The 2,857-nt window shown below is 66.7% G+C and carries 4 protein-coding genes; all 4 read right to left on the bottom strand.

From position 1 onward, the window contains the following. Positions 1 to 361, bottom strand: a 361-nt coding sequence (locus ACE3T5_RS21425) for an NAD(P)-binding domain-containing protein (RefSeq protein ID WP_374670138.1), incomplete at its 3' end; no start/stop codon positions are given. A gap of 7 nt (positions 362 to 368) precedes the next feature. Then, complete coding sequence (locus tag ACE3T5_RS21420) at positions 369 to 1,688, bottom strand: TRAP transporter large permease (protein WP_374670137.1); 1,320 nt, start codon at positions 1,686 to 1,688, stop codon at positions 369 to 371. After that, on the bottom strand, positions 1,685 to 2,161 hold the full coding sequence (locus tag ACE3T5_RS21415) for a TRAP transporter small permease (protein WP_374670136.1): 477 nt from the start codon (positions 2,159 to 2,161) through the stop codon (positions 1,685 to 1,687). Before ACE3T5_RS21415 ends, ACE3T5_RS21420 begins: the two co-directional genes overlap by 4 nt. 97 nt (positions 2,162 to 2,258) lie before the next feature. Then, on the bottom strand, positions 2,259 to 2,857 hold a 599-nt coding region (gene dctP, locus ACE3T5_RS21410), incomplete at its 5' end, for a TRAP transporter substrate-binding protein DctP (protein WP_374670135.1).

Below are 2,857 nucleotides of genomic sequence, written 5' to 3'. Positions count from 1 at the left end.
CGCCGGCCGCTTCGATGGCCGCCGCCGCCTGCTGCTTGGTGCCGGGCGACGCGGAATTGAGGTCCAGAAACACCGTGCCGGCGCGGATGTGGCGCGCGGCCTCCTGGGCCACGGCCAGGGTGTTGGAGGCCGTCACCGCCGAGATCACCAGGTCCGAGGCCGCGCACAGCGTGGCCATGGATGCATGGGCCGTCACGCCCTGGCGCGCCGCATGGGCCAGCTCGGCGTCGCGCGTGGCGCTTGCCGCAAACTTCAGGTCCCAGGCGCCCACGGCGGCCACGCCGTTCTGGCCACGCAGGCCGGCGCTGAATATCCGGCCCACCTCGCCGTGGCCCACCAGGCCGATGCGTTCGATCTTCATGCCAGCGCTACCCCACGTACTTCACCAGCCACAGCGAGATCGGCGGGAATGCCAGCAGCAAGACAGTACGCAGCACATCGCTCACCAGGAACGGCATCACGCCCTTGTAGCTCTCGCCGATCGGCACGTCCTTGGCCATGCCGTTGACCACGTACACATTCAGCCCCACCGGCGGCGCCAGCAGGCCAAAGCCCACGGTCATCAGCACCATGATGCCGAACCAGATCGCGACCGACTCCTTGGGCAGACCGAAGTCCAGCCCCATCACCACCGGGAAAAAGATCGGAATGGTCAGCAGGATCATGGACAGCTCGTCCATCACCGCGCCCAGCACCACGTAAAACAGCAGGATGCCCGACACCACCAGCACCGGCGCGATCTTCCAGCCCTGGATCACGCTGGCCAGCTGCGCGGGCACCTGGGTCAGGGCCAGCGCGGCGTTCATCATGTCCGCGCCGATGAAGATCAGGAAGATCATGGCGCTGGCCGCCGCGGTGGCATAGAAGCAGTGCGCGATCTTCTTCAGCGTGAGCTCGCGGCGCAGCAGCGCGGCCACGAAGGTGGCCGCCGCGCCCACGCCCGCGCCCTCGGTGGGCGTGAACAGGCCGCCGTAGATGCCGCCGAACACGATGAGGAAGATGATGGCGATCGGCGCCACCGCCATCACGCCGGCCAGCGTCATGCGCGGGCGGTCGTCGTCATGCTCGGGCGCGTGGCCGGGGAACAGCCGCACGTAAACAGCAATGGCAATCAGGTAGCCGCACATGGCGATCAGGCCGGGGATGGTGGCCGCCGCGAACAGCTTGGCGATGTTCTGCTCGGTGAGGATGGCGTAGATCACCAGCGGCACCGACGGCGGGATCAGGATGCCCAGCGTGCCGCCGGCGGCCAGCGTGCCGGTGGCCAGCCGGCCCGAATAGCCGTGGCGCTTCATCTCGGGCAGCGCCACGGACGTGATAGTGGCCGCCGTGGCAATGGACGAGCCGCAGATGGCGCCAAACGCCGCGCTGGCCATCACCGCGGCCATGGCCAGGCCGCCGCGAAATCGCGCCATGATCACGCTGGCGAACTGGAACAGCGCCTTGGAGATGCCGCCCTGCGTGGCAAAGTTGCCCATCAGGATGAACAGCGGTATGACGGACAGGTCATAGCTGGCAAAGCGCGCGTAAGCCAGCCCATTGAGGTTGTTCAGGAACGGCGCCGGGCCCACCTGGTACAGGTAGCCGAACACGCCGGCCACGAACATCGCAATGGCAATCGGCACGCGCGCGGCCATCAGCACCAGCATGCAGGCAAAGATCAGGCCCGCCAAAGTCAATGCGCTCATTGGCCCTTCTCCGCAAAGTCACCGCGGGCGGTCTGCACCAGCGCAATCACGGCCGTCAGCACCATGGGCGGCACCATGGCCGAATAGACGATCCATTCCGGAAAGCCCAGCATCATGGTCGTCGAATTGGAGCGGAAGGCGCTGATGCCGCCCACCGCCGTGCGCCAGGCCAGCAGCAGCATGATGGCGCCCAGCATCAGGGCGCCAAAACGGTCCAGCAGCGCGTTCGTCCGGACGGAGGCGCGCGCGGTGAAGAAATCCACGATGATGTTTTCGCGCCGCAGCTGGCACCAGGGCAGGAACAGCGCCACCGCCGCGCCGGCGGCCGCCGCCGTCAGCTCGTAGTCCCCCACCAGCGTGACGCCGATGGTGTTGCGCCCGATCAGGCTGGCACAGGTCACAAGGGTAATGGCCGTGAGGATCACGCCCGCCAGGACGGCGCAGAGCCTGGCCAGAAAGGAAAGGGTTTTCAATTCATCACCGCTTTAGTTGTTGGGATAGGGGTGAAGCCCCCCGCAGCGCCGGCTGGCGCTGGGGCGGATTATCGTCGCAGCGCCGCCGCCTGAAAGATCACTTCTGGTATTTGGCGATCAGCGCGCGGGCCTCGGACACCAGTTTGGCGCCGTCGATGTTCTTGCCCTTCATTTCGGCGATCCAGTCGGTCTCCACCGAGGAGGCGGTGCGGCGCCAGCGCTGCGTCTCGGCCACGTCCAGTGCCACGATGTTGTTGCCGGCCTTCACGGCAATCTCGCGCCCGGCCTTGTCGCCGTCGTCCATCGCGCGGCCAAACATGGCGGCGGTCTCGATGCCCGAATTGGCGTCAATCACTTTCTTCAGGTCAGCCGGCAGCTTTTCATAGGCCGCCTTGTTCATCGAGAAGGCAAAGGTCTGGGTGTACAGGCCTTCCTTGCCGGCAAAGGTGGTGTGGTTCTTGACCAGCTCGCTGACCTTGAGCGCGGGCGTCACCTCCCAGGGGATGGTGGTGCCTTCGATCACGCCCTTGGACAGCGCGTCGGTCACCGCCGGCACGGGCATGCCCACCGGCGTGGCGCCCAGCTTGGTCAGCATGTTGCTGATCACGCGCGAGCCGCCACGGATCTTCATGCCGCGCAGGCTTTCCAGGCCGGTCACGGGCGTCTTGGTGTGGAACAGGCCGGGGCCATGGGTGT

It is taken from the genome of Ramlibacter sp., assembly GCF_041916345.1.
Taxonomy (GTDB): Bacteria; Pseudomonadota; Gammaproteobacteria; order Burkholderiales; family Burkholderiaceae_C; genus Ramlibacter.
The sequence above is the reverse complement of the archived record's forward strand: the minus strand, read 5'-3'. Positions and strand labels throughout refer to the sequence as shown.